Here is a 26,272-nt window from a genome sequence, read left to right on the forward strand (position 1 = left end):
TTACTTGAACTTTTTAGGAAATTACATGAATGGCGCAGATATAGCAATGCAGCACAACTCAAATTCACCTTCTAGTAATAGGCGATCAAAAAGGGTGAGCCGTTAAGCCTCACCCTAAATCATCTAAAAATGTATAGGTTCGACACCTAAGCACTTAATCATGTTTGAAGCAATTAGCCTTCCACAACCTTCATCAATAACTGACCATCATACAACGCTTGCTTGATCAACGCGGCACCAGGCATTGTGGCTTGCTTATAGAAACGAGATTCCACCAGCTCAAGATCTTGGTGATAAACCGGTAAACTCTGCTCTTCGATACAGCGACGCACCGCAGGATAAAGTACATCTTTTGCTTGATTAATCACACCACCGATCAAGATCTTCTCAGGGTTAAATAAGTTGATCACAATAGCAATTGCAGAGCCTAAGTAGCGTCCAAGTTTTTCAATCACATCAACTGCCAACGGATCACCGTTCGCTGCCGCTTCACAAATGCTCTCAATACTCATTTCTTCTTGCTCAGCAAGAATAGAGTCTTCGCCATCAGCAATTCGTCTTACGACTTCTTCACGAATCGCTTGAGAACTGGCAACGGTTTCCAAACAACCAATGTTGCCACAATGACAACGTTTTCCATTTGGGTCGATTTGAATATGTCCAAGCTCACCAATGTTACCGTGACGACCTTGCAAAACGCGCCCATCCAGAATGATGCCGGCACCTAAACCATGGTGAATAGAGATAAGAACGGAGTTGTCATTGTCTTGAGAATGGCCGAAAAGCTTTTCTGCTAATGCCCAAGCTCGCGTGTCATTGGCAATGAAAACTGGCAAGCCCGTTGCTTTGTATATCTCTGGTCCAAGAGCAAGATTTTCGACATTGTAATGAGGCATTTGCAGCACGACACCTTGCTCTGAATTCACAAGGCCAGGCAGCGTAATTGCAATACTGGTAACACGGTCAAGTTGATCCGCGTAAGTTTGGAAGAATTCATCAATTTCGTAGAGCAGACGCTCAAGCACATCGTCTTGGTCACGTTCGTGTATCTCGATTTTAGTATCGATCAACACATCGCCACCTAGCTCATGCAGAGCAATAGTTAAATAACCTCGCCCCAAACGCATTGACAGAAATTGCCACCCTTCGTTGTTGACCTGCAAACCGACGGCAGGTCGACCACGACTCGTCGCTTCTTGTACTGTGGTTTCATGAATCAAGTGCGCTTCAATTAATTCTCGAGTGATTTTGGTGATACTGGCAGGAGCAAGCTCACTCTGCTTGGACAAATCAATTCGAGAAATAGGACCTTTTAGGTCAATTAGTTTATATACACGACCAGCATTGACCTGTTTGATATGATCAATATGGCCCGGTTGAGCCATGTACATCTTGCACTCCGAAATTCTATAACGAGACAATTTTTTTACTTTGCGAACTAATTGTGAAGTGAATTAATAAATCCCCGTGACAAGCATCACGTATAAACCTGTTTGTTTGTGTATTCAATCAAATAACGAAGAATCTACTCCTGTTAAATTGTTTGAAAAATAACTTATTTTTATTCACTAAATTATGAAGCAACTCCTGTTACAACAGCGCATTCTCTCCAATAGAGGCTGAAGCCTATGGAATATCTGTCTGTTTTACCGGGATTACTCTTAATGTAAACATTCTGTGCATATACTTATACTCAAGCAGCTTTAAGGTGTGGGCTCAGCAACGAGGCGGACCTTGAGAGCGATTGAGGAAAGTAAGGATAGAGTTCAAGTTACCTTTACACATACATTCATCGGAGAATCTATGACTTCCAAACTAAGACGAACAAAAATTGTCACCACGCTTGGTCCTTCAACGGATAAGGACAATGTACTTGAGGAGATCATCAAAGCCGGTGCAAACGTTGTCCGTATGAATTTCTCACATGGAACCAGTGAAGACCACATTCAACGCGCCAAAAAAGTCCGTACTATTGCGGCAAAGCTTGGGCGTCAAGTTGCTATCCTCGGCGACTTGCAAGGCCCTAAAATCCGCGTATCGACCTTTAAAGACGGCCAAGTCATGTTAAATGTGGGCGATAAATTCACATTAGACAGTGATTTACCAAAAGGTGAAGGCAACCAAGAGTCCGTAGGGCTAGATTATAAAGAACTGCCGCAAGATGTGTCACCAAACGACATTCTGTTACTCGATGATGGACGCGTTCAACTGCAAGTCACCAGCGTCGAAGGCAATAAAGTTCATACCCGTGTGATTGTTGGTGGTCCACTATCTAATAATAAAGGGATCAACAAAAAAGGCGGCGGATTGTCAGCCGATGCGCTCACAGAGAAAGATAAAGCCGACATTCTTACCGCCGCAGAAATTCAAGTGGACTACCTTGCTATTTCGTTCCCACGTAACGGCGAAGACATGCATTATGCTCGACGCCTAGCCAGAGATGCGGGCCTCGAAGCCATGCTGGTGGCCAAAGTCGAACGAGCAGAAACCGTCGCGACCAATGAGTCTATTGACGATATTATTCTCGCATCCGATGTGGTGATGGTAGCGCGTGGCGATCTGGGGGTAGAAATCGGCGATCCTGAACTTATTGGCGTCCAGAAAAAGCTGATTCGCCGCGCACGCAGCTTAAACCGCATCGTGATTACTGCGACACAAATGATGGAGTCCATGATTACTAGCCCGATGCCGACGCGTGCTGAAGTGATGGACGTGGCCAATGCGGTTCTAGACGGCACTGACGCCGTGATGCTGTCTGGAGAGACCGCAGCAGGTAAATACCCTGTAGAAACGGTCAAATCCATGGCCGAGGTATGTGTGGGCGCAGAAAAAATGTCTGAGGCAAGCCTATCCACTTATCGCTTAGATCGCACCTTCGAAACCGCTGAAGAAACCATCGCAATGGCAACCATGTACTCTGCGAATCACATGGAAGGAATTAAAGCGATGATCTCGTTAACAGAATCTGGCAGGACTGCGTTGATGATGTCTCGCTTAAGCTCTGGCTTACCAATATTTGCCTTATCACGTAATGAATCCACGCTCAATCGAGCTGCACTATACCGAGGCGTGACACCGGTATATTTCGAGTCAAAAAGTGATGCAGGTTTACCGACAGCTCAAGCTGCGATTGCCAGCCTTAAAGAACAAGGGTTCTTGCACAAGGGTGATTTAGTCATGATAACTCAAGGCGATGTAATGGATGTCGTTGGTTCAACCAACTGCATGCGAATTCTGCAAGCATAACCTTTATACCTAACCCTATTAACCACAGAGATTAAGTACGCACACGAACGAGGCTCCGTGTTTGGAGCCTCATTTATTTACACTTCACTTTGTATTTAGCGTATGTCGTTAATACAAAAGGTTATGCACTCTCTCTGCCATCAATTTCAATATTCAGTTGGTCATAGAGTTGAACCAGATTAAACCCCGCCTGAAGTCCGAGTTGATAATCATGCTCTAGTGATTCTTGGTCACTTAACAAAGAAGAAGAACGAAGCCCCTCTTTAGGCGCGATTTGTAAAATGAAAGTATCGTCAGGTGGAGCAGATATAAAGGCCTGAGTGAGCTCAAATGTTTGATAGTGAATCATCAGCATGTCGGCTAAACCTGAGTCAAAATTCTCACCGATTAAATGGCTTAGACGATACAAATTATCAGCACCGAACAACCAACGGCCTCCATTCAATAGCATTTTTCCTGCAAGCTTCGACTGATGGGCGGCATTAATTTTTTGTTGGAAGAACGAAGCCCAATCCAACTTCCATCGATTCACTTTTTGCTGCCATGATTGCTGCACCGAATTGATAGACTCTCGATACCACTCGACAGGCACATCCCCTACTTCACTTTGCGCTCTCGCTTCAATCTCCGAGAACGGTTCTGTTCGGATGACAATAATGTTGCGAGCATTCTGACGCCACGCTTCTTGAACAGGGATAGAAGCCGACACACCACCATCAACAAACTTATTGCCATTAACGTCGACAGGTCCGTGGTACAACTTAGGAATCGCGCATGTTGCTAACATGGTGTTAAACCACGTGTCACCCAAGATTGGTAAATATTGATCCGATAGCGTCTCTACATTTGTTACCGCTGCAAACGCACCTCGTCCTCCTAGTGCACTGCGGCCTAAATCAAGATCAAGCTTGTAAGGGAAATCTTGAATCCGCTCTAACGCCCACTCTAAACCCAAGTACTGCTGCTTTCGAATATAACGAAACAGATTAAAAAACTCAGGAGACGTTGTCAGTTCGGTAATAAAAGCTTTGCCCATACCGTGTTGACGACATAAGTAAGAGCATAAATTGAGTGCCCCAGCAGAGGTACCGTAGAATTCATCGAAAGGATCAAAGTTGGAAAGTAAAAATGCGTCTAATACGCCAGCGGTAAAAATCCCTCTCTGCCCTCCACCTTGCGTGACTAAAGCAGTTTTTCCATGCCTGAAATGCTCATAAACTTTGACATCAAGCTCAGTATGGCTTTCTGTGATTATACCGCTGTTACGTATCATAGGCTCACGCCATTTTGTTAAAACACTTGGTAAAAGTAGTTATCTTAAGCCGTTGTAATCGCAATGATGCCAAACGACAAAAGTACTGCAAAAACAGTCACCACGATGATTAATGCGGATTTTAGATCGTGTTCCATAAACACCTCCTTAATATGTAACAAATTAATAACACCAGTGTGAAATATGTTCAAGATTTGCTTAATTTAGTCGCGCAATTTTGACTAACCCATCACAATTAGCTTAGCCATAATAAGGAGATAGGACATGAACCAAAAACTCAGCTGGCTGGTAGGAAGCATACTGCTCAGCACCGCGGTAAGTGCACAAGCCAATATTATCGTTACTCCATTCATAGGCTATACAGGTGGCGGTCAAGTAGAAGACGAAAGTGGCAATACATACGACCTCGATCCCGCAGTGAACTACGCACTTTCAATCGAGACGCCTTTTGAGAAAGGAAGAATTGGATTATTTTACTCCAACCAATCAACAGAACTTGAAAAGTTATCAAATTCGGCAGACATCCATTACCTGCAATTTCAAAGCAGCATGTACTACCCTGTTGCAGAAAACTGGCAAACCTATATTGGTGTTGGCTTGGGAGCCTCTTACGCCGATGTTGATTGGGTAGACAAAAAATACGGATTTTCGGCTAGCGCTTTTGCAGGGCTGGAATATGAACTTTCAAAGAACTTTGCGTTGACAGCCCAATTGAGATGGTTAGGAACGGTCGTTGATAACGATACCTCTGGAGCCTGCACCCTACCTAATGACGGCTCAAACTGCATCATTAAGTTCGATACCGATTGGATGAACCAATTCCAATCAAATATTGGTTTTAGTTTCCGTTTCTAATTTTTTGTACACTTCACTTCGTAGGGCTCGCCATAAAGAGTGCTGGACGAGTCCTACACAAAGCAGATAGAAAATATCATCTAAACATCATCGCTTAGAAAAGTAACGAAGCATTCTCTAGCGGGGTGCGCAAAAGATAGCCGTACGCCCTAGTTCATCAAAATAGTTTTAAACACCAAGTCGATTATTGGATTCTAGTCATTTGTTCCATACAACCAACCAATCCCCCACACAAAACCATAATCAAACTCAAATTTAACAAGATTAAAACCAGACAACGCACCTGAGTTAACATTTAGATTCTATTGCGCTAAGTATTATTAGAAGTTAGTCTGATTAGTGAAAACAGATAAATATTTCAGTTTTATCAAACACACATCAAAACTTTAAGATTAATAATCTACTTTCTCTCACAGTAACCAGAATATAGCTCTAGAAAATTATAATAAGCTAGAATTAAGGATAGAAAAGCTGATGGATAACAGCGGTCCTTTCTTCCAACGGTTTGCGCAAATATTACTGTGTTACGGAGAGAGCTTCATTCCTCAGGGAGTCGTATAGGAGTCAAATATGAAGCGAGAACAATGGGGATCCCGAGCGGGATTCATCTTAGCAGCAGTCGGGTCTGCTATCGGTTTGGGAAACATTTGGCGTTTTCCATACATGGCCTATGAAAACGGTGGCGGCGCATTTTTTATTCCTTACATTTTCGCCATGATCACGGCCGGTATTCCATTTATGATCCTTGAGTTCAGTATGGGACAAAAGTACCGAGGCTCAGCACCAAAAACGCTAGCGAAAATTCATTCTAAATTTGAATGGCTTGGCTGGTTCCAAGTTGGTGTTGCAGCAGTTATCGCCGTTTACTATGTTGCAGTTATCGGTTGGTCAATTTCTTACTTTGGGTTGTCGTTCACTCAAGGTTGGGGAACCGATACAAACGCATTTTTCTTTAGTGAGTACCTAAAGTTAGGTGATAACTCACCAACAGACTTAGGCAGTATTCAATGGAAGATTGCCTTATCTATGGTGATTGCTTGGGCCATTACTTACACCGCCATTGCCAAAGGCGTGAAATCAGGGATTGAGCGCGCATCTAAAATCATGATGCCAATACTATTTTTGATGGTAATTTTTTTAATCGGACGTATGGTTTTCTTGCCAGGAGCTTTGGATGGCGTTAACTACATGTTTGAACCCGATTTCAGCAAAATTTGGGATGTGAAAGTATGGGCAGCTGCGTACGGTCAGATCTTCTTTACCCTAAGCATCGGCTTCGCGATCATGCTGGCTTACTCTAGTTATCTGCCAGAAAAATCAGACATCACGAATAACGCGTTTATGACCGTGTTGATCAACTGTGGCTTCTCCATCCTAGCTGGTATTATGATCTTCTCTGTCTTGGGTTACATGGCTCAAGAACAAGGTAAACCGCTAACAGAAGTGGTATCTGCAGGCGTTGGCCTTGCTTTTGTTACTTTACCTGCGGCAATTAACTTATTACCCGCACCATATATTCTTGGTCCTCTGTTCTTCTTTGCACTGGTGGTTGCTGGTCTAAGTTCGCACATTTCTATCATGGAAGCCGTAACATCCGCCATCATCGATAAGCTAAAGTGGAGCCGAAAAAAAGCTGCAAACGTTGTAATCGGAACTGGTTTTGTGGTTTCTATGGCGTTCGCGACAAATGGCGGTCTATTGCTGCTAGACCTAGTAGACCACTTCGCAAACAACGTTGGCATTATGGTAGGCGGCTTGGTTGAGATTGTATTGATGGCGTGGCTATTGAAACGCGTGCCTGAAGTACGTAATTACGTAAATGAGCGCTCTGATTTCTCTATTGGTCAATGGTTTGAGATCTGTTTACGCTTCGTAACACCGATTATGCTCGCCATTATCTTAGCGACTAAGCTTTATGCTTTATTTACTGAAGGCTACGGTGGTTATGATCTAACTGTAGGCTGGGCACTTATCGCCGCACTATTTATCTTTGGTCTAGTGATTAACGCAGTGAATCGCAAGGAGACAGCGAAATGACAATCAGCGCAATTATTATGATGGTTATTGGTTTAGGTATCACTTGGGGCGGCGCGGCCGTTTGTATCAAGCGAGCCATGGATAAACAATAGCAGTAATGCATTCCAAACAAAAAACGCCGGTAAATACCGGCGTTTTTTTATGTTTCTTTTATTCTAGAAACTGTATTTGATGCCAACGGCACCACCAAGTTGTAAGTCAGCACCTTTGTAAAGATCTAGCTCTGGGTGTATTTGACCATAAAGATCCCAGCCGCGTGATAAATCCCAGTTCACACCGAGAGGTACACGCACGCCAAACTCATCATCCCATTCATACCAACCACCAACGCCAACATACCAGGTCACAGGCATGTTTTGATCGAATGTTCCACGTTTAGCGATGTAATCAAACGCCATACCATCGTTACCGATAATGCCGCGATACTTATTATCTAACTCAACAACAACACTCAACTGTTGATCGACAGCCATACCAACAGACAAGTTCGTTGGCTCATTTGCCGCCATTGCGGTACTAGAAACTAGTCCTGCTAATAAAATTAATTTGCTCTTCATACACGTTATCAATTATTAAAAAAACATCATGCGCTATTCAAACATAGTGGTGCTTCAATATGTCAACGATGAGTAAGCGCGATGTATGAAAAGACTGGCAAAAGTAAAGATGAGTTTAGGATCACACTCAGAAAGCACTTTTAGCAATGAGAGAGGAACTAAAAAAGGAGGCCGAAGCCTCCTTTTATTCATTGTTATGAATGACGGTGATTAGCCGTGGTTACGGATCCACTCATCCATTTCAGTTTTTAGGTTGTCAGACTTAGTACCGAAGATAGCCTGAACACCACCTGCAACAACTACAACACCAGCAGCGCCAAGTTGTTTCAGTTTGTCTTGGTCAACAGCTGCTGTATCTGCAACCGCGACACGTAGGCGAGTGATACATGCGTCTAGACCAGTAATGTTAGCTTTACCACCGAACGCTGCAACCAGTTCACCACCCATGTCAGAGCCAGAAGTTGCTGCCGCACTTTCTGTTTCATCTTCACGACCAGGAGTTTTTAGGTCAAGTGCTGTGATTACGCCACGGAACACTACGTAGTAAATCACTGCGTATACTAGACCAACAGCAATCATTAGCCCCATCTTCTGAGCGTTACCAGATAGAACTAGGAAGTCGATCAGACCGTGAGAGAAAGAAGTACCGTGTACAAAGCCTAGAGTGTTAGAAACAATGTATGCAGAACCAGCTAGTAGAGCGTGGATACCGTATAGTAGTGGAGCAACGAATAGGAATGAGAATTCGATAGGCTCAGTAATACCAGTTAGGAATGAAGTCAGTGCAGCTGACGCCATGATACCCATTACTTTTGCGCGGTTTTCTGGTTTAGCACAGTGAGCAATTGCGATTGCTGCAGCTGGTAGACCAAACATCTTGAACATGTAACCACCCGCTAGCTGACCGAAGCCATTACCAGCAGCACGAGATGCTTCATCAGCAACTAGGTAACAAGTTAGTACGCCGTTTTGAGCTTCACCAGCAGCGTTAACACAAGAACCTGCTTCGAAGAAGAACGGTACGTTCCATACGTGGTGTAGGCCGAATGGGATTAGAGAACGCTCTACAACACCGTAGATACCGAATGCTAGTTGTGGGTTTTGGTGCGCAGCCCAATCAGAGAATGCAGAGATTGCACCGCCAATTGGTGGCCAAATTACAGAAAGGATAACACCAAGGATGATCGCTGCAAAACCAGTGATGATAGGCACTGCACGCTTACCAGCGAAGAAGCCAAGATACTCTGGAAGTTGAATTTTGAAGAAACGGTTGAATGCCCAAGCAGCCACACCACCGACAAGGATACCACCTAGTACACCTGTATCGATTTTCTCAACACCCATAACACCCGCCATTACACCTAGCGTTGCCGTCATGATGCCGTAACCAACGATTGCCGCAAGACCAGCAACACCGTCGTTATTAGTGAAGCCTAGAGCTACACCTACTGCAAATAGAAGTGCCATTTGGCCGAATACTGAACCACCAGCTTGTTCCATAAGATTAGAAACGATCTCTGGAATAAAGCTTAGATGGGCAGCACCCACACCTAATAAAATACCTGCAACTGGTAAAACTGATACTGGAAGCATCAGCGCCTTACCAACTTTTTGCAGGTTAGCAAAAAGGTTCTTAAACATGTTTATGCTCCTGATAAATTTATAAGTATTATTTGGGCACTAACGGCACACCCCCGTAGCCTAAAGGTTAGCACCCAATGAAAATGTAACCACAACTGCATTATATTTTCCGGCTCTAAATATATATTGATGACCCTCAAACTTTCCACACAGTTACGAAATTTAGTTTCAAAACAAGTCTTGGATCACACCCAAAAACAGTTAATGAAAAGGTTTGCATTGCAGTTATATTACTGTTTTATAAAGAGTTTATTATTTATATAATTAATTTTAAGGCGTAAATAAAATACGCCCCAATGTTATTTTTAGTAACAAAATTACATTTGTGATTTTTGAATGTTATTAAATCAACATTTTTAGTAAACATTAAACTCATGAGTATATCTGTTGTTTTTATCAACAAAAAAGGAGCATGTGCTCCTTTTTTATGCTCTTATTGATTTTTCATCGCAAAAAAAGATTTCGGAAATTTTCGGTGGTTTTTTGTGCCACTTCAGAAAGAGAGCACGATTTGAGTTGCGCAATATAAGAAGCCACCTCGACAACATAAGCAGGTTGATTCTCTTTACCTCGGTGAGGGACTGGAGCCAAGTAAGGAGAATCTGTCTCAATGAGAAGCTTCTCTAGAGGTAGAGTCTTCACCACTTCTTTCAACTCTGTTGCTTGACGGAAAGTGACAATCCCCGAGATAGAAATATAAAACCCCAGCTCAAGTGCAGCTTCAGCAAATGGAAGATCTTCTGTAAAACAGTGGATAACACCACCACATTTCTCCGCCCCACCCTTACGCAAAATATCTAGAGTATCCGCACGTGCGTTTCTGGTATGGATAATTAAAGGTTTGTCGAGCTCCACCGCAAGATCAACGTGTTGCTCAAAACGCTCTTTCTGTAACGCTGCCGTTTCTGGCTTGTAATGATAATCCAAGCCTGTTTCACCAATGGCAACGACTTTTGCATTCGATGCGTGGTGACGTAGCACGTCCATCGAAAAGTCGCTTTCAACATCAAGTGGGTGTACACCGCACGAAGCATAAACATTCTCATAAGGCTCAATCATTTCCATCATTTTAGGGAAAGAATCCAGCGTGACTCCCACAGAAAGCAGCTCGGTTACCTTTGCTTGTTTAGCTTTGTTAATAACGTCTTCCACATTGATGTGGAGATCGTCGTAATTCAATTTGTCTAAATGACAATGAGAATCTACGAACATAATGCCTCTCGTGATTCAATTAACCAGTTCATTGATAGTAGCTCAAGGTTTAGACCAGGAAAGGCTTGCACCTGAGCTTTGAGGTCCATCAGCGCCTTCGCTGATGAGTACAAACCGTTGTAGTTGTTCGGCTGAAACTTTATAGCGCCAGGAAGCATTTGTGCTTCTGATACACCAAACTGCGCTTTCTGAGCGTCTGTCAGTAAATACCACGCCCAGTCTAGTGATTGCTCCGAGTGTTTAGCCATTAAAGAAGCACACTCAGAAATGTCTGAGGCAGGAGAAGACATCGCCTTAATAAAAGTGCGCTCAAAAGCCAAGTAAGCATCGAGATCGCCATTATTTAACGCATCCAATGTTTTTATAGGAGAGCCCATATTCAGTTTTAAGGCGTAAGCAGGAACTTGCTGCGCCCCTTGTTCGCGCATCCATTGCATCGCTTGTTCCGTTGACGGCGGCGCAACAACCCAGTGTTGGCAACGGCTACGAATCGTTGGAAGCAGGCGCTCCTGATTGTGGGTAACGAGCAAAAACAAGCACTTTGCCCCAGGCTCTTCTAGCGTTTTTAACAATGCATTCGATGCCGATTCATTCATAGAGTCCGCTGGCTCTATAACAAATAGGCGATAACCATTAAGCTGTGATGATTCCTGAGCAAGACGGTTGCAAGCTCGAACTTGGTCCACCGTTATCGCTTTTCCTTCTTTTTCTGGTTTGATCCAGTGTAAATCTGGGTGGTTGTGTGATTGATTTAATTGACAGCTATGACAAAAACCGCACGCTTCACTGGCGTAATTTTGGCAAAGAAGTGCTTGGCTAAAAAACTCGATAAGTTTTTCGATGCCTAAGCCTTGCTCGCTTTGCAATAAAAGCGCACCTGGTATTCTGTCCGACTCTAGCCCTACTTTGAGGTTATCCCATACTGGCTGCAACCATGGATAATCATTTAACATGAGTCACCTAAATTTAAGTTTCACTTATTATTGACGAGCTAACCACTCGTTAAGAGCGTCCCGAATATCACGCGACACGTCTTCGATCGCCTGCTCAGCGTTAATGATAATGATAGAAGGATCAGCATGAGCAATCTCCAAATAACGCTCTCGTGTACGTTCAAAGAAGCTGATATCCATCTTCTCGATACGATCGAGCTCACCACGCCCACGCGCACGCTCAAGCCCAACGCGAGGGTCGATATCCATATAGAGAGTGAAAGCAGGTTTAAAATCACCAAGCGTTGTGTCTCGAAGGTTTTTCATTAGCGACGCGTCAATCTGACGGCCACCACCTTGATAAGCCTGCGACGACATATCGTGGCGGTCACCCACCACCCACTGACCGTTCGCCAAAGCTGGTTTGATCACGTTCTCAACCAACTGGACACGTGCAGCATATAGAAGAAGCAACTCCGTCATGTCTTTAAGTTCTTCGCCTTCATGCTCTTCTTTCACCAGAGCGCGCATCTTTTCTGCTAGCGGCGTGCCTCCTGGCTCACGAGTATTTACGATATTTTCAATACCTGCCGCTTTTAGCGTATCTAAAACGGTTTTAATCGCAGTGCTTTTACCCGCGCCTTCTAGGCCTTCAACGACAATAAAGTTTGCTTTCATCATTTGTTCTTTCTTAGTTCTCTTAAATAGGCTCGAACAGCACGATTGTGCTCTGCAAGGGATTTCGAAAATACGTGTCCGCCCTTTCCACTTGCTACGAAATATAAATAGTTGCTGCTTTCTGGATTCAAAGCCGCTTCAATAGAGGCTTCACCTGCCATCGCGATTGGGGTTGGAGGTAAGCCATTGATGGTATAGGTGTTATATGGTGTCGGCGTGCGCAAATCTTTCTTACGAATATTTCCGTCGTAAGCATCACCCATACCATAAATAACCGTCGGATCCGTTTGTAAACGCATGCGTTTGTTCAATCGGTTGATAAACACAGAAGCGACGCGCTCACGCTCAAAGTCAATGGCCGTCTCTTTCTCGATGATAGACGCCAGAATCAAGGCTTCATATTTGTCTTGCAATGGCAGCTTTTCTTGACGAGCTTCCCAGTTAGCATCCAGAATCTTATTGAGTTTTCGATGCGCTCGTTTTAATAACTGGCTTTCACTTGCACCCGCCGTGTAATGGTAGGTTTCTGCTAAAAACAATCCTTCCAGCTTTTCTCGCTCAATACCCAACTTTGCTGCCATGTCTTTTTCTGAGAGATCGGTTAAGTCATGCTCTAAATAAGGAGCACTTTTCAATTGCTCTACCCACTCAGAAAAGCGGCTGCCTTCAACAAAAGTGATCGCAAACTGGTATTCTTTTCCGGCATTCAGGTGCTCCAATGCTTGCGAAAGCGACATACCAGGCTCTAGTTGATAAGTACCCGCTCGCACTTGCAACAGTTCTGGATATAAGTGAGGTATTAAACGGATGTACTCCGACATTTCAATTACCTCATCTTCAACTAAGGCGCGCATGACATGATGAAAGCTTGTACCACTTTCTACAGTAAACAGCTGAGGTTGTTCCAATAGAATAGGCTTTTCAACGTATTGTTTAGCCTGTGAAATTATATAAAAAACAGCTGCTGCGCCTATCACTGCGATCAGCACAACAAAAGCCAACAGTTTTTTAATCACGTAGTTAAATTCCCTTGCAGTCGTTGAGTCAATTTTCCTATCGGAAATATAGTCTTAGAGTTAGATGCCACTATGCTGCGAATTGGTGCGACACCTAATATTGAGTTACACATGAAAGCCTCGTCTGCGCTCAGCAAATCTGGAAGTATAAAACTCCCCTCGATGACTTCAATATGACTTACTTTTAGTAACTCAAGCACCTTACGACGCATTACGCCCGCAACGCCAGATAAGGTCAGCTCCGGTGTAAATACTTTATAACCTTTAACCCAAAAAAGGTTGGCCATTGTAGTTTCAATGACATGGTTTTGCACATTTAACGTTATTGCATCTGCAAACTCGGTATCGTCGATTTCAGCCTTGGCGAGAATCTGCTCTAAACGGTTGTTGTGCTTGTGTCCAGCAAGTAAAGGTTGAATCCCGAGACGAGTCTCACAAACGCCCAAATCCACGCCTTTTTCTTGCCAAGAAGAGTAATGAGAAGGAAACGCAAAATTGGAGATAGTCACGATAGGGCCTTCAATCCCATTGGGACTATACCCTCGCCCACCAATACCACGGCTAACGTGAATTTTCACCCCAGCTTGTGCATCAGATAAAGCCGCTTTGCTTGCCCAATCACGCATAACTTGCCAGTCAGGAGAAGAGATCTTCAATGCGTCAAGGCAGGACTTCATACGCTCAATGTGTTCTTGCCAGTAAACCAACTCTCCGTTTTGGGTTAGGATGGTGGTAAAGCCTCCATCGCCGTATTGGAATGAGCGATCACCCAGTTCTACATGCGTTTGTGGAACTCCATTTACCCAAAACATTCGCGTACCTTCAAATTAGCAGACAACAAATAAAACAAAACGGCTCAATGCTAAGCATCGAGCCGTTAGAATACAAGTTTCGCTTATCTAAATAAGGTTAGATAGTGTTACTCAGCGAACTTTTTGAAGATCAAAGAACCGTTTGTACCACCAAAGCCAAACGAGTTACAGATAGCGTATTCCATACCTTCAACTTTGCGCGCAGTGTGCGGCACAAGGTCGATGTCTAGACCTTCTTCTGGATCATCAAGGTTAATCGTTGGTGGAACGATTTGGTCAACCAAAGACATAACCGTGATAATTGCTTCAACAGAGCCTGCTGCACCTAATAGGTGACCAGTCATAGACTTAGTTGATGATACAAGTACTTGCTTCGCACCTTCTTCACCAAGAGCACGTTTCACGCCCTTGATTTCTGCAACGTCGCCAGCAGGAGTAGATGTACCGTGAGCATTCACATAACCTACTTGGGTGCCTGTGATGTTCGCGTCACGCATTGCCGCTTCCATCGCAAGTGCACCACCAGAGCCATCTTCGCTTGGAGAAGTCATGTGGTAAGCATCACCAGACATACCAAAACCAACCAGTTCTGCGTAAATCTTCGCGCCACGTGCTTTCGCGTGTTCGTACTCTTCAAGCACCATCATGCCAGCACCATCGCCTAGAACGAAGCCATCACGGCCTTTATCCCATGGACGAGACGCTTTTTGAGGTTCGTCATTACGAGTAGATAGCGCTTTAGCTGCACCGAAGCCAGCCATGCCAAGAGGCGTAGACGCTTTTTCTGCGCCACCAGCAACCATCGCATCTGCATCGCCGTACGCAATCATTCGTGCAGCATGACCGATGTTATGTAGGCCAGTAGTACATGCTGTAGAAATCGCGATATTTGGACCACGAAGACCACGCATGATAGATAGGTTACCTGCAACCATATTTACGATGGTCGAAGGAACAAAAAATGGGCTAACTTTGCGAGGGCCTTTTTCTACTAATGCAGTGTGACCTGTTTCAATCAGATCTAGACCGCCAATGCCTGAGCCGATAGCAACACCAACTCGAGCCGCATTTTCTTCGGTAATTTGTAAGCCAGAGTTATCAAGAGCTTGAATACCCGCTGCAATGCCGTACTGGATGAAAAGATCCATCTTACGAGCATCTTTTTTAGACATGTACTCTGTGCAATCGAAATCTTTAACAAGACCTGCAAAACGAGTTGAGAAGTTCGTAGCATCAAAGTGCTCGATATTCACGATACCACTTTGACCTTCTAGCAGGGCTTTCCAAGATGATTCTACTGTGTTGCCTACCGGTGACAACATACCCATGCCAGTGACAACTACACGACGCTTGGACACGATATAATTCTCCGGGAATTGAATATTTCTATGAGAGGATAGAAGAAGTTAGAAAGAACACAGGCGGTCTAGGAGACCGCCTGGGAGAGCTAATTACTGAGCGCTGTTTACGTAGTCGATTGCAGCTTGAACAGTAGTGATCTTCTCAGCTTCTTCGTCAGGAATCTCAGTGTCGAATTCCTCTTCTAGAGCCATAACTAGTTCTACAGTGTCTAGAGAATCAGCACCTAGATCGTCAACGAAAGAAGCTTCGTTTTTAACTTCTGCTTCGTCTACACCTAGCTGTTCAACAATGATTTTCTTTACGCGTTCTTCGATGTTGCTCATTTTTCTTTTCCTTTACAGATTTCGCCTAATGCGATGATTCCGTAGTTTATTCGAACTATTGAAAGTTGCAAGGGGGTCCTTGCTGGTCAAACCACAAAATTAGCGAATTTAACCGAATTTCAATACATTTTTGACTTAAATCATGCACAAATCTTGCGCATAAGCATGACAAGTTCATGACAGTTAACTGCAACTATAGGCTATTTTTCACAATGTAAAATAGCTTATTTTGCACAAACTGTCTCATTAAACCATGTACATGCCACCATTTACATGCAAAGTTTCACCAGTAATGTACGCTGCTTCAGGCGAAGCAAGGAAAACTACTGCTGATGCAATTTCACGTGGGTCACCTAAACGACCAGCTGGCACGTTCGACAACGTTGCCGCACGTTGCTCATCATTTAGTGCCTTTGTCATGTCAGTTTCGATGAAACCAGGGGCAACAGTGTTCACTGTTACACCACGAGACGCAACTTCACGAGCCATTGATTTAGTAAAACCAATCACGCCCGCTTTCGCTGCTGCGTAGTTAGTTTGACCTGCGTTACCCATGGTACCAACAACTGAGCCTACGTTGATGATACGACCCGCACGTTTTTTCATCATGCCGCGTAAAACCGCTTTAGACATGCGGTAGATAGGCGTTAGGTTGGTATCGATGATGTCGTTCCACTCATCATCTTTCATACGCATCAATAGGTTATCACGAGTAATACCAGCGTTATTCACCAGAATATCGATCACACCAAATTCTTCGTTGATCGTTTTTAGTGTCGCTTCGATAGACTCGACATCAGTCACGTTAAGAGCTAGGCCTTTACCGTTATCACCAAGATACTCGCTGATAGCTGCAGCGCCACTTTCAGAAGTAGCCGTACCGATAACCGTCGCACCGCGCTCTACAAGAAGTTCCGCGATCGCGCGGCCAATACCACGGCTTGCGCCGGTAACTAGCGCGATCTTACCTTCTAGATTCATCATGTTGTGTTTCCTTTTCTTATCGCAAGTTTTATCGCTTGATGGATTACTTCGCCGCGTCTAGCGACGCAACATCATTCACTGCTGCTGCAGTTAGCGTTTTCACGATACGTTTTGTTAGACCTGTTAAAACCTTACCAGGACCAAGCTCAAGAAGCTGTTCTACCCCTTGCTCGTGCATAAGCTCGACTGTTTCAGTCCAGCGAACTGGGCTATGTAGCTGACGAACAAGCGCATCTTTGATTTTTGCAGGATCTGTCTCAGCGACCACATCAACGTTGTTGATAACTGGAAGCTGTGGTGAGTTAAATTCGATAGACTCAAGAGCTACTGCAAGTTTTTCCGCTGCTGGCTTCATAAGCGCACAGTGTGATGGCACTGAAACAGGAAGAGGAAGCGCACGTTTCGCACCAGCTTCTTTACATAGTGCTCCCGCACGCTCTACTGCATCTTTGCTACCCGCGATAACTACCTGACCAGGCGAGTTAAAGTTTACTGGAGAGACCACTTCACCTTGCGCTGCGTCTTCACACGCTTTTGCAATCGCATCATCAGCCAAACCGATAATCGCGTACATAGCGCCAGTACCTGCTGGTACCGCCTCTTGCATTAGCTTACCGCGTAATTCAACCAGCTTGATTGCTTCTTTAAAGTCAATGACACCCGCACATACAAGTGCTGAGTATTCACCTAGGCTGTGACCGGCTAGGTTTGCTGGTTGCTCTAAACCAAGCTCCTGCCATACACGCCAGATTGCAACAGATGAAGCTAGCAAAGCTGGTTGAGTGCGGAAAGTCTCGTTTAAATCTTCTGCAGGTCCATTTTGAACAAGCGCCCATAGATCGTAACCTAGTGCGTCAGATGCTTCTGCAAATGTTTGTTTTACTACGTCATATTGTTCGCCTAGTTCTGCAAGCATACCTACAGCTTGAGAACCTTGACCTGGAAATACGATAGCAAACTTGCTCATGTTGTTTTCCTTTAAGCAAAGTAAAAAGAAATAAGATGCACCAAGTGCACCTTAAATTTTGAATTCTCGTGAAACTTAGAACTTCACCAGAGCAGAGCCCCAAGTGAAACCGCCACCAAACGCCTCTAGCAATAAAGTCTGCCCGCGTTTAATGCGACCATCGCGCACAGCTTCATCCAGCGCAGACGGTACTGTCGCCGCAGAAGTGTTCCCGTGTCGGTCTAATGTCACTACGACTTGGTCCAAAGACATTGAAAGCTTTTTCGCTGTTGCCGAAATAATTCGATAGTTCGCTTGATGCGGTACTAGCCAGTCTAGTTCAGACTTATGCATGTTGTTGGCTTCAAGCGTATCTTTTACTAGTTTCGATAACTGAGTAACCGCGACTTTGAATACTTCGTTACCTGCCATATGAAGCCATTTGTCAGCATCTTGACCACGCTCAGGTACAGGTAGGCTTAGTAGCTCACCGAATTGACCATCTGAGTATATGTGGGTAGAAATAATACCAGGCTCTTGGCTAGCGCCTACGACAACGGCTCCAGCACCATCACCAAATAGGATAATGGTTGAACGGTCTGTCGGATCACACGTTTTAGACAAAGCATCTGAACCAATAACAAGTACGTTTTTACACATACCCGATTTAATATGTTGGTCTGCAACGGATAATGCGTACACAAAACCAGAACAAGCAGCGGCTAAGTCAAAAGCTGGACAACCTTTAATGCCAAGCTTTGCCTGCACCTGACACGCAGATGAAGGGAAAGTATGGCTACTGCTCGTTGTGGCTACGATAATCAGGTCGATATCGTTTTTATCAATACCCGCCATATCGATAGCGTTTTCAGCTGCGTAGAATGCCATGTCCGCTACAGTCTCATTTTCTGCAGCAATTCGACGCTCTTTAATACCCGTGCGAGCAACGATCCACTCATCACTTGTATCTACCATTTTCTCTAGATCTGCGTTTGTACGCACCTGAGATGGCAGGTAGCTGCCAGTACCTAAAATTTTGCTATACATGAAGACTAATAATGCCTCTCGAGTAAAACCGCTTCCAAACGATCGCTAATACGGCTTGGTACTTGTCGTTTGACCTCGTGTACTGCCTCGCCAAGTGCATTGACAATCGCAGATACATCCGCACTTCCATGGCTTTTTATGACAATGCCGCGCAATCCTAGCAAACTTGCGCCGTTATACTGGTCGGGGTTCAGTGTTTTTAGTTCATTAAATAGCCGAGAAAACAACTTTCTAGCAATCCAACCCTTTATCGTTGACGCCATCATACTGGTTTTAATTTTTTCGATAAAAAGTTGAGCTGTTCCCTCACTGGCTTTTAAGCATACGTTGCCGACAAACCCATCACATACAATGACGTCTGCAACATCATGCAAAATTTGATTACCTTCAATATAACCAACAAAGTTAATCGCGTCGGTCTGAGAAAGCATTTCTGCGCAACGTTTGACTAAATCGTTACCTTTAATCTCTTCTGCGCCAATATTGAGTACAGCAACGCGAGGAGGACAACCTAAGTGTTCTTCTGCTAGTGCACTGCCCATTACAGCAAATTGGAACAAACTATCAGCATCGCACGATACATTCGCACCTAGATCTAGCATCCAAGTACGCTTTCCAGTAATCGTCGGTAAAGCTGAAACTAAAGCAGGACGTTCAATACCAGGAAGTAACTTAAGAATGAAACGCGATAGTGCCATTAATGCACCGGTGTTGCCACCACTAACACAAGCATCCGCCTTCTGCTCAGAAACCAAATCGATAGCCATACGCATGGAACTATTTTGGCTATTACGTAGTGCCAATGAAGGTTTTTCTGAGTTCGAGATAACTTTCTCACTATGAAGAATAGTCAAGCGGGAACTGGTCGAGGTACCGAGTTGAGATAATTGAGACGTGATCAGAGATTGATCACCTATAAGAATCACTTTTAGCTCTGGGAAATGAGACAGTGCCTGCACGGCGGCAGGCACTGTTACGCGTGGACCGAAATCCCCGCCCATTGCATCAAGTGCAACGGTAATACTTTGCAAAGGTTCAACCTTACTTGTTGATAACCTTTTGACCACGGTAGTAACCTTCAGCAGTTACGTTGTGGCGTAGGTGAGTTTCACCAGAAGTCGCGTCTACAGATAGAGCAGCTGTAGTTAGCGCATCGTGTGAACGACGCATACCGCGCTTAGAACGAGTTTTACGGTTTTTCTGTACGGCCATTGACCCTACTCCTATACTATTGGGTTAAAAACCTGAAGAAGAATCGGTTACCACACCTATTACTTTTTCAGACTTTTCAAAACGTCGAATGGATTCGGTTTTTCTTCCTCAATTTCTTCAGGAATCTCACCAAAAACCATGTTATTTGAATCAACGCTACAATCCGCTTCATCGTGCATCGCAATTTGAGGTAATGCTAAGATGAACTCATCTTCAACCAGTTGTATAAGGTCTAATTCACCATATTCATTTAGATCTACCAAATCATAAATTTCTGGTGCTTCCTGTTCCGTTTTCTCACCGTAGTAAGGAGTAGAAAGGAATTCAACTTCGCACTCATGTGCGAATACCTCATTACAACGCTGACACTCTAAATCGACTTCGATGTTAGCTTTACCAGAGATAACAACGAGTCGCTGTTCATCCATCCCAAATGACAATGAGACTTCTGCGTCGCGTTTTACGCCTTCAGTTGTTTCCGCTAAGCGCTTGAAAAGACTAGCTTGGATGATGCCATCGTAATCCAATCGTTTCTGTGCAGCTTTTGCTGGGTCAACCGTTCGCGGTATTTTTACCTTTTGCATAGGGCGCGAATATTATCTTCCAAATCAAAATTAGTCAAAGAAAAAGGCAAAAAAGTTGTACTTTTTTACGCTTAACATACAGAGCATTAGCCAGAATCATTTTTGATCGATTATCCTATCGGAAATGCTCCCACGAATTGTAATTCAAAATGAAAAATTACCAACTGGTTTTAGCTTCAACCTCCCCTTTTCGTAAACAACTGCTTGAAAAGCTTTCACTACCGTTCATTTGTTTATCACCTGATTGCGATGAAACACCGTTTGACCAGGAAACGCCTCTTGAACTGGTGCAAAGATTGGCCCAAGAGAAAGCAACATCTTGCCAGACGGATAAAGCAAGTTTAGTTATCGGCAGTGACCAGGTTTGTGTCATTAATGGTGAAATCGTTGGCAAACCTTTAAATAGAGACAACGCAATAAATCAACTTTTGGCTCAAAGTGGAAAAGTCATCACTTTCTATACTGGTCTTGCGGTACATAACACCGTCACAAACCATACAGAAGTCGGCTTTGATTCTTTCGAAGTACACTTTAGAGATTTGACGCTTGAACAAATCGAACGCTACGTCGACAGGGAAGAACCTTTTTACTGCGCAGGCAGCTTTAAAAGCGAAGGAATGGGAATTTGTTTGTTTAACAAATTAGTGGGGAAAGATCCGAATACACTTGTCGGGCTACCACTGATTGATTTGATTGATATGTTGCATGTTCAGGGACTCGATGTCATTTAATCCAAAGACTATAAAAGGGAGCCACAGGCTCCCTTTTATAGTCCACTAGGAAAACATGGGTACGCGTTTCTTAAACCCGCCAACACTTTTTCTAACTTCGGTTCCATCGGTGCGTTGATTTCCATCCACTCATCATTTGATGGGTGCTGAAACTTGATGTTTGCCGCGTGTAGGAACAAACGATCTAAACCAACTTGACCTGTGTAAGCATCAAAGCGGCGGTCACCGTAGCGATCATCCCAAGCGATTGGGTGGCCCGTGTATTGTGTATGAACTCGGATTTGGTGAGTTCGACCAGTAATCGGACTCGCTTGAATCAATGTTGCTTGTTCAAACTTTTCCAAAATCTTAAAACGCGTTTCAGACGGCTTACCGTTAGGGTTAACACGAACAATACTGTTCACTTCGTTTTTAAGCAGTGGCGCGTTCACAACCTTACAACTGCTTTTCCATTGTCCCATGACAAGAGCTAAGTAAAACTTCTTCACTGTCTTTTCACGAAACTGGGCTTGCAAGTGACGAAGTGCAGAACGCTTCTTAGCAACCAATAAGATACCTGAAGTATCACGGTCAATACGATGCACAAGTTCAAGAAAGCGAGCTTGAGGACGAAGAGCTCTAAGCGCTTCAATCGCGCCAAACTTTAAGCCACTGCCACCATGCACAGCGGTGCCAGATGGTTTGTTTAGAATCAACATATGATCATCTTCGAAGATGATCATATCTTCCAACTCTGCGACTTTGTTTAGTTTCGTACTTGGCGCGACATCGTCATCTTTTTTCTCGACTGTCACCGGTGGAATACGAACGAGATCGCCTGCTTTTAACTTGTACTCTGCTTTTATACGCTTTTTATTTACACGTACTTCGCCCTTACGCACGATTCGGTAAATCATGCTTTTAGGGATGTCTTTTAATTGGTTGCGCAAAAAATTATCAATGCGCTGACCCGCCATATCTTCGTCAATGTCGACGAACTGGACTTTTGTTCTTATTTCGCTCATGGGCGGTATTGTAAACTCAATTTCGCGCGACTTCACATTATTCTTGTCGTAAAAGAAACACTTGGTAGTACGAACTGGTCTAAATTTCGCCAAGCTTTTGTTTAAATTATTAAAACTCTCGATCGAGTTCTCGATTTGTTTTCTGTCTTGATCAGTTTACACATCTCAATTGCTTATGAAACAGCCAGTTATAAATTAGAAATTTTGAGTTTAGCGGCAAATTTTCTATCGTTTGCGTGAAAGCAGATTGCTGATAGCCACGCGCACTGCTATAGTTCACAGCTGCTAAGGAAGGTTTGGTTACATTTTATTCATTACCAATCATTTATCCTCAAGCAATGTGAGTAGATCGTTGAAGGTCGAGTGCAGCATTGGCGTGAGACACATCGAATTCAACACTCTTGCCACCCTACTCCTCGCATATTCACGTTGAGTACCTACCGCCCAAATAGCGGGTCACAAGTCTACGTTTCCAACAGAAACCGCAAGAGGCTTGTGATGACTGAAGTGCCCGAGAGCATCCCCTTCCAGCCGGGAGGCTGCAAAATACAAGCCATGGGATCAGGCACCGTGAAAGAGCGAAAAAACAGTGGCAAGTCGACAAGAAAGATATAAAAGAAAAGACAACGAGAATTTTCAATGAAAAGAATGTTAATTAACGCAACTCAAAAAGAAGAGTTGCGTGTCGCTCTGGTTGATGGCCAGCGACTTTTCGATCTTGATATCGAGAGTCCAGGTCATGAATCTAAAAAAGCGAATATCTACAAAGGACGTATCACACGTATCGAACCAAGCTTAGAAGCCGCATTTGTTGATTACGGCGCCGAGCGTCACGGTTTCCTCCCTCTCAAAGAAATTGCCCGCGAATATTTCCCTGAAGGTTACACCTACCAAGGTCGTCCAAGCATCAAAGAAGTGCTAACGGAAGGCCAAGAAGTTATCGTTCAAGTGGAAAAAGAAGAACGTGGAAGCAAGGGCGCAGCTCTTACTACTTTCATTTCTCTTGCTGGTAGTTACCTTGTTCTGATGCCTAACAACCCTCGCGCAGGCGGTATTTCTCGCCGAATCGAAGGTGACGAGCGTACTCAACTAAAAGCCGCATTAAGTACTTTGGAACTGCCTCAGGGCATGGGCCTAATCGTACGTACTGCTGGCGTTGGCAAGAGTGCTGAAGAACTTGAGTGGGATTTGAATGTACTACTTAACCACTGGGGTGCAATCAAAGGTGCAGCGGACTCTAACCCTGCTCCATTCTTAATCCACCAAGAAAGTAACGTTATCGTTCGTGCAATCCGTGACTATTTACGTCGTGATATTGGCGAAATCTTAATTGACAGCAACACCATCTACGAACGTGCAAAAGAGCACATTCAATTGGTGCGCCCTGATTTCCTTAACCGCGTTAAGAAATATGAAGGCGAAGTTCCACTATTCAGCCACTACCAAATCGAAAGCCAAATTGAATCGGCTTTCCAACGTGAAGTGCGTCTGCCATCTGGTGGTTCTATTGTTATTGACCCGACTGAAGCACTAACGTCTATCGATATCAACTCTGCTCGTGCAACCAAGGGCGGCGATATTGAAGAAACAGCCCTAAACACGAACCTAGAAGCAGCCGACGAAATTGCTCGCCAATTACGTCTACGTGACTTGGGTGGCTTAGTGGTTATCGACTTTATCGATATGACCCCGGTTCGTCACCAGCGAGAAGTAGAAAACCGTCTACGTGAAGCCGTTCGTCTTGATCGCGCTCGTGTACAAATCGGTCGTATTTCTCGCTTTGGTTTGTTGGAGATGTCACGTCAACGTTTAAGCCCTTCTCTAGCAGAAGCAAGCCACCACATCTGTCCTCGCTGTAGCGGTACTGGAGTCGTTCGCGACAACGAATCTCTAGCACTTTCTGTACTTCGTTTAATCGAAGAGGAAGCACTGAAAGACAATACAGCGCAAGTTCTCGCAGTTGTACCTGTGCCAATCGCTTCTTACTTGTTGAACGAAAAACGTCGTTCAGTTAACCATATCGAACGCATTCAAGAAGTGAAGATTACGGTTGTTCCAAACTCTGACATGGAAACGCCGCACTTCGAAGTTATCCGTGTTCGTGAAGGTGAAGAGTTCGATCTGATTTCTTACCTACTTCCTAAAAAACTGGAAGCAATGAAAGAAGCGGAAGGTAAAGAGCCAGCGGAAGTTGACGTAAAACCTAAACGAATCGAAGAACCTGTTCTTAAAGGCTTTGCGGCTCCTTCTCAAACGGCACCTGCACCAGCAGCTAAACCTGCCCCTGAGGCGAAGAAGAAAGAACAGAAAGTTGAACAAGAAGAAAAACCTGGACTGTTCAGCCGTTTGTTTAAAGCACTTGGTAGTTTCCTATTCGGCGGTTCTGAAGAAGTAAAAGAAGAACCGAAACCTCAGGAAGAGAAAAAGCCAAATCGCGATAATCGACGCAACAAACGTGATCGCAATGATCGTCGTCGCAATAACAACCAACGCGATAATCGTGAGAACCGCGACAATCGTGATAACCGTGATAACCGACGTCGTCGTAAGCCTCGTGATGAGCAAGCGAATGAACAAAACGAAGCTCAACAACAAACCAATAAACAGCAAAACCGCAACCAAAAGCGTAAGCCTAAAACTCAACAAGCAGATAAAGCCCAAGAGCAAAAAGCAAATGCAAAAGTAGCGGAAAAAGGCCTGCAGCTAGCGGCAGAAGCTCGAACTGAAACAAAACCAGAAGAGAGCAAACCAAAGCAACAAAACGCGAAAGCAGAAAAAGTGAAGGAGCGTCGTCAACGTCGCAAACTGAACAAGTCTGTACGCGTTAAAGACCAAGAAGCGGTTGAGAAGAAAGCAGAAGAAACGGCGGTTAAGACTCAAGAAATGGTTGAAACCAAAGTTGAGAAGCCAACAGAAGCAGCGGTAGAGGCACAGCAAGACAACAAGCAAGCAGAGTCTAAGCAACGTCGTAACCGTCGTTCGCCACGTCACCTGCGTGCAAGCGGTCAGCGCCGTCGCCGTGGTCGCGATCGCCGTCCTAACCCGTTCCGCCTGCGTAAAGGTGGTGTAGCTTCTCCTGAGATGGCTATGGGTAAAGTAATGCCGCGCTACATTCCGAAACCAGCACCTAAGAAAGAAGAGCAAGTTAAGGAAGAAGCAGTAGCAGCAGTACCTACAATGCAAGGTGGTTTTGCTTGCCCAGAAATGGCTATGGGTAAAGTGATTATTCGCCGCGAGCAACCTGTTGTAACAGAAGCACCAGTTGTTGAATCAAAGGTTCAAGAAACAGTTGAAGCGAAAGTTGAATCTCCAGCAGTAGAAGCACCTGTTGTGGAAGCAGTAATCGCAGAAAAAACTGAATCGGCAGTAGTAGAAACAGCCTCTGTAGAGCCTATCGTTGAAACTCCTGCAACTGAACATGCTGAACCGGTTGATGCCATTGTAGAAACGGCACCAGCTGAAGAGCCTGTGGTTGAAGCAGCAAAAGAGATTGCAGCCGAAGCGCCAGTAGCTAAACCAGAGCCTAAAGTCGAAGCCATTAAAGTTGCGGCTAAGCTAAACGCTAGCGCACCGATGACGAAAGCACCTGGCCCTCAAGAGCTACGCGAAATCACTGTTGCAGCAGCACCGTTCAAAACCGAACGTTACCAAGCTAAAGGTGCGGGTAGCCAAGTGGCTAAAAACCGCGCATCGGCAGAGATGACAAAGCCTAACTTTAACTAGGCTAAATCATTACGTTCAACAGCTTAACGGCATAAATAAATTAAAGGCTACCATCTGGTAGCCTTTTTTATCTTCATATTTCCCCAATAAATTGTTC

Annotated in this window: 25 protein-coding genes; 6 read left to right on the forward strand and 19 right to left on the reverse strand. The window is 44.4% G+C overall.

The genetic code is table 11. The features are described from left to right. Positions 1-173 precede the first annotated feature (173 nt). The gene (gene mlc, locus LIX84_RS06475) at positions 174-1,391 is read right to left on the reverse strand and encodes a sugar metabolism global transcriptional regulator Mlc (RefSeq protein WP_005398213.1); all 1,218 of its coding nucleotides are present in this window, start codon (positions 1,389-1,391) and stop codon (positions 174-176) included. A 412-nt stretch (positions 1,392-1,803) separates the two neighbouring features. Between mlc and pyk the strand changes: the two genes are divergently transcribed. Beyond that, entirely contained in the window at positions 1,804-3,246 is a 1,443-nt protein-coding gene (gene pyk / locus LIX84_RS06480; RefSeq protein WP_005398214.1) for a pyruvate kinase, read from the forward strand. A gap of 121 nt (positions 3,247-3,367) precedes the next feature. Here pyk and LIX84_RS06485 read toward each other — a convergent pair whose 3' ends face one another. Both LIX84_RS06485 and cydH read right to left on the reverse strand, forming a co-directional pair. Beyond that, on the reverse strand, positions 3,368-4,519 hold the full coding sequence (locus LIX84_RS06485; RefSeq protein WP_005398215.1) for a patatin-like phospholipase family protein: 1,152 nt from the start codon (positions 4,517-4,519) through the stop codon (positions 3,368-3,370). A gap of 44 nt (positions 4,520-4,563) precedes the next feature. Beyond that, complete coding sequence (cydH, locus tag LIX84_RS06490; RefSeq protein WP_005372970.1) at positions 4,564-4,656, reverse strand: cytochrome bd-I oxidase subunit CydH; 93 nt, start codon at positions 4,654-4,656, stop codon at positions 4,564-4,566. A 127-nt stretch (positions 4,657-4,783) separates the two neighbouring features. Here cydH and LIX84_RS06495 point away from each other — a divergent pair, with 127 nt between their 5' ends. From LIX84_RS06495 to LIX84_RS06505, 3 genes are all read left to right on the forward strand, one after another. After that, a complete protein-coding gene (locus tag LIX84_RS06495; protein WP_226420948.1) occupies positions 4,784-5,374 on the forward strand; it encodes an outer membrane beta-barrel protein in 591 nt (196 codons plus the stop codon). A gap of 570 nt (positions 5,375-5,944) precedes the next feature. Beyond that, the gene (locus tag LIX84_RS06500) at positions 5,945-7,411 is read left to right on the forward strand and encodes a sodium-dependent transporter (RefSeq protein WP_005398219.1); all 1,467 of its coding nucleotides are present in this window, start codon (positions 5,945-5,947) and stop codon (positions 7,409-7,411) included. Next, entirely contained in the window at positions 7,408-7,503 is a 96-nt protein-coding gene (locus LIX84_RS06505; protein ID WP_005372963.1) for a MetS family NSS transporter small subunit, read from the forward strand. Before LIX84_RS06500 ends, LIX84_RS06505 begins: the two co-directional genes overlap by 4 nt. A 63-nt stretch (positions 7,504-7,566) precedes the next feature. Here LIX84_RS06505 and LIX84_RS06510 read toward each other — a convergent pair whose 3' ends face one another. From LIX84_RS06510 to yceD, 15 genes are all read right to left on the reverse strand, one after another. Next, positions 7,567-7,968, reverse strand: a complete 402-nt coding sequence (locus LIX84_RS06510; protein ID WP_005396996.1) for a hypothetical protein — start codon at positions 7,966-7,968, stop codon at positions 7,567-7,569. 210 nt (positions 7,969-8,178) lie between these two features. Next, on the reverse strand, positions 8,179-9,609 hold the full coding sequence (ptsG, locus tag LIX84_RS06515) for a PTS glucose transporter subunit IIBC (protein ID WP_006743155.1): 1,431 nt from the start codon (positions 9,607-9,609) through the stop codon (positions 8,179-8,181). 444 nt (positions 9,610-10,053) lie between these two features. Beyond that, the gene (locus tag LIX84_RS06520; RefSeq protein WP_226420949.1) at positions 10,054-10,821 is read right to left on the reverse strand and encodes a TatD family hydrolase; all 768 of its coding nucleotides are present in this window, start codon (positions 10,819-10,821) and stop codon (positions 10,054-10,056) included. Continuing rightward, the gene (locus LIX84_RS06525; RefSeq protein ID WP_104969633.1) at positions 10,812-11,774 is read right to left on the reverse strand and encodes a DNA polymerase III subunit delta'; all 963 of its coding nucleotides are present in this window, start codon (positions 11,772-11,774) and stop codon (positions 10,812-10,814) included. The genes LIX84_RS06520 and LIX84_RS06525 overlap by 10 nt, the downstream gene beginning before the upstream one ends. Before the next feature lie 27 nt (positions 11,775-11,801). Next, positions 11,802-12,434: a dTMP kinase gene (tmk, locus tag LIX84_RS06530; RefSeq protein ID WP_031780597.1), complete on the reverse strand. Its 633-nt coding sequence runs from the start codon at positions 12,432-12,434 to the stop codon at positions 11,802-11,804. After that, positions 12,431-13,447: an endolytic transglycosylase MltG gene (gene mltG, locus LIX84_RS06535; RefSeq protein ID WP_226420950.1), complete on the reverse strand. Its 1,017-nt coding sequence runs from the start codon at positions 13,445-13,447 to the stop codon at positions 12,431-12,433. Before mltG ends, tmk begins: the two co-directional genes overlap by 4 nt. Then, the gene (gene pabC, locus LIX84_RS06540) at positions 13,444-14,259 is read right to left on the reverse strand and encodes an aminodeoxychorismate lyase (RefSeq protein WP_226420951.1); all 816 of its coding nucleotides are present in this window, start codon (positions 14,257-14,259) and stop codon (positions 13,444-13,446) included. The genes mltG and pabC overlap by 4 nt, the downstream gene beginning before the upstream one ends. A gap of 107 nt (positions 14,260-14,366) precedes the next feature. Then, the gene (fabF, locus tag LIX84_RS06545) at positions 14,367-15,617 is read right to left on the reverse strand and encodes a beta-ketoacyl-ACP synthase II (RefSeq protein ID WP_005396984.1); all 1,251 of its coding nucleotides are present in this window, start codon (positions 15,615-15,617) and stop codon (positions 14,367-14,369) included. A 93-nt stretch (positions 15,618-15,710) separates the two neighbouring features. Then, on the reverse strand, positions 15,711-15,944 hold the full coding sequence (gene acpP / locus LIX84_RS06550; protein WP_004406112.1) for an acyl carrier protein: 234 nt from the start codon (positions 15,942-15,944) through the stop codon (positions 15,711-15,713). 246 nt (positions 15,945-16,190) lie between these two features. Continuing rightward, complete coding sequence (gene fabG / locus LIX84_RS06555) at positions 16,191-16,925, reverse strand: 3-oxoacyl-ACP reductase FabG (protein ID WP_031780596.1); 735 nt, start codon at positions 16,923-16,925, stop codon at positions 16,191-16,193. 46 nt (positions 16,926-16,971) lie between these two features. Further along, positions 16,972-17,895, reverse strand: coding sequence for an ACP S-malonyltransferase (gene fabD / locus LIX84_RS06560; protein ID WP_012841591.1), 924 nt, complete (start codon positions 17,893-17,895; stop codon positions 16,972-16,974). 75 nt (positions 17,896-17,970) lie between these two features. Further along, positions 17,971-18,921, reverse strand: coding sequence for a beta-ketoacyl-ACP synthase III (locus LIX84_RS06565; protein WP_005396980.1), 951 nt, complete (start codon positions 18,919-18,921; stop codon positions 17,971-17,973). A gap of 5 nt (positions 18,922-18,926) precedes the next feature. Next, complete coding sequence (plsX, locus tag LIX84_RS06570) at positions 18,927-19,952, reverse strand: phosphate acyltransferase PlsX (protein ID WP_012841590.1); 1,026 nt, start codon at positions 19,950-19,952, stop codon at positions 18,927-18,929. A gap of 10 nt (positions 19,953-19,962) precedes the next feature. Further along, the gene (gene rpmF / locus LIX84_RS06575; protein ID WP_005396978.1) at positions 19,963-20,133 is read right to left on the reverse strand and encodes a 50S ribosomal protein L32; all 171 of its coding nucleotides are present in this window, start codon (positions 20,131-20,133) and stop codon (positions 19,963-19,965) included. A 59-nt stretch (positions 20,134-20,192) separates the two neighbouring features. After that, positions 20,193-20,717, reverse strand: a complete 525-nt coding sequence (gene yceD / locus LIX84_RS06580) for a 23S rRNA accumulation protein YceD (protein WP_005396977.1) — start codon at positions 20,715-20,717, stop codon at positions 20,193-20,195. Between the two features lie 149 nt (positions 20,718-20,866). Here yceD and LIX84_RS06585 point away from each other — a divergent pair, with 149 nt between their 5' ends. Continuing rightward, complete coding sequence (locus LIX84_RS06585) at positions 20,867-21,448, forward strand: Maf family protein (RefSeq protein WP_104971955.1); 582 nt, start codon at positions 20,867-20,869, stop codon at positions 21,446-21,448. A gap of 35 nt (positions 21,449-21,483) precedes the next feature. Here the strand turns inward: LIX84_RS06585 and rluC are convergent, their stop codons facing one another. Continuing rightward, positions 21,484-22,452, reverse strand: a complete 969-nt coding sequence (gene rluC / locus LIX84_RS06590) for a 23S rRNA pseudouridine(955/2504/2580) synthase RluC (protein ID WP_226420952.1) — start codon at positions 22,450-22,452, stop codon at positions 21,484-21,486. Positions 22,453-23,091: 639 nt separating this feature from the next. Here rluC and rne point away from each other — a divergent pair. Further along, positions 23,092-26,175 (forward strand): ribonuclease E, encoded by a 3,084-nt coding sequence (gene rne / locus LIX84_RS06595; protein ID WP_226420953.1) that lies wholly within the window; start codon positions 23,092-23,094, stop codon positions 26,173-26,175. The last annotated feature ends 97 nt before the right edge of the window (positions 26,176-26,272 follow it).

The organism is Vibrio sp. E14 (genome assembly GCF_020515785.1).
In the GTDB taxonomy this organism is placed as follows: domain Bacteria; phylum Pseudomonadota; class Gammaproteobacteria; order Enterobacterales; family Vibrionaceae; genus Vibrio; species Vibrio diabolicus.